Annotated in this window: 2 protein-coding genes; one reads left to right on the forward strand and one right to left on the reverse strand. The window is 52.4% G+C overall.

Annotated features, from left to right (window positions below; translation table 11 throughout):
* Positions 1 to 298: 298 nt before the first annotated feature.
* Complete coding sequence (locus INT32_RS21970; RefSeq protein ID WP_193090801.1) at positions 299 to 766, forward strand: nuclear transport factor 2 family protein; 468 nt, start codon at positions 299 to 301, stop codon at positions 764 to 766.
* A gap of 37 nt (positions 767 to 803) precedes the next feature.
* Here the strand turns inward: INT32_RS21970 and INT32_RS21975 are convergent, their stop codons facing one another.
* A complete protein-coding gene (locus INT32_RS21975) occupies positions 804 to 1,394 on the reverse strand; it encodes a nuclear transport factor 2 family protein (protein ID WP_193090802.1) in 591 nt (196 codons plus the stop codon).
* Positions 1,395 to 1,501 lie beyond the last annotated feature (107 nt).

Consider the following 1,501-nt stretch of genomic DNA (forward strand, 5'->3'; position numbering starts at 1 on the left):
GTTCCGGATGAAAGGTCTGCCGATGACGTAGTACTGCTGTTCCGCTCATGGCTCGAGCGCGAGGGGACACGCAATCCACCTGGTGAGTGATCGACTGCAGCAACCCACTTGGTTGACATCCTCCCCGGGCTGAAGGCCGGAGACTCCTACGGCGCTCAGAAAAGCGCAATATGCTAATGTCAAACGTAATATCCGATTGATCACAGCATAGACGCTCGTTTTCGTGCGATGGTCTGTAACAAGACTATTGGATACCGTGGCTCGGTAAGCGGTAAATTACACTTGAAAGGAATGCGGTATGAATAACGCTTATCTGTATGAAAGACTCGCGATCCATGATCGCCTGTGTCATTTCCAGAGCGCTTTTGACTTACAGGACTGGCAGTTGATGAACGAATGCCTGTCGGCAGAACTGCATGTCGACTATTCGAGTTTCAGGAACGATCCGCCTCGGCTTATGTCCAGCTCGGAGTACATCGCCTTGCGACAAGCGGCGCTCAGCGAGCTGAGAATGCAACATACCTTTTCCAATTTGCTAGTTACCGTGTCCGAAAATGAGGCAACCGCCAGGTGCAATTACTTGATTCTTAGATTCAGAACTGCCGATTGCACTTCAGAGGCTGATTTTTTCCACTCCAACGGTCGGTATTATTTTGATCTGAACAAGCATGACGGCCAGTGGCGAATTTGCGGAATTAAGCAGGAACTGATTGCCAATCACGGCACACCCAGTCTGCATAAAGGCATTATTCCCAAGTCGGCATAATTAAATATCAATGATAATTTGATTTATCCAAAATTCGTTATTTCTTCGACGTCAACGACCGCCCATGGTGGGGAGCGGCGAGCGCGATCAACCCCCACAACGGATCATCCCTCCCTCGCGTCGCCATCTGCATCCCTTCCGCAAACGGCGACTCCGGTGCGTCCTCCAGCAGCAAAGACTCATACGCCACCACCCTATTGGCAATCTTCCACGCCCCTTCCCGCTTTTCAAACCTATCCAGGTAACGACACCGCACCTGCGTCTGCTGGCCGCTGCCGCCTACTTTCAGCCCCACATTCGAGGCAGACACTCCGTCATCCGGCTTAAGCCGTTGGTATGCCACGCAGTAGGTTTCCACCAAAGCGACATCTTCGCCGCGCCAGTCGATCAGGCAGTTGCCCAGCAGGTGCATGGATTGCGCCACGCCTTCGTGGCGTCGGGTTATCCACTGGATCAGGCCGTCAATATTGCCGTTGTAGGTGCCGTGATAGTCCATGGCGTCAGCGTGGTAAACGCCTCGCACCACGTCAAACTCGCGTCTGTCCACGCCGCGACAATACAGTTGCAATACACGCTTGATTTCGTCTTCGGCGCGCAGGCGCTGCAGGAATTGTTCATTTTCGTTCATGGTTTATGCTTTGCAAATGAGGCCGGTTTTTTGCCCGGCTATGCTTAGTCCGTCATATCACAAAATCTTGAATAAACTCAACTCGCCGTTGACGCCTCAACCCGTCT

Source organism: Advenella sp. FME57, from assembly GCF_014897675.1.
Lineage (GTDB): Bacteria > Pseudomonadota > Gammaproteobacteria > Burkholderiales > Burkholderiaceae_B > Advenella.

What these genes read in the sequence shown, in the direction of transcription:
- INT32_RS21975 (WP_193090802.1), bottom strand. Translation starts at nt 1,394, where the DNA reads ATGAACGAAAATGAACAATTCCTGCAGCGCCTGCGCGCCGAAGACGAA.
- INT32_RS21970 (WP_193090801.1), top strand. Translation starts at nt 299, where the DNA reads ATGAATAACGCTTATCTGTATGAAAGACTCGCGATCCATGATCGCCTG.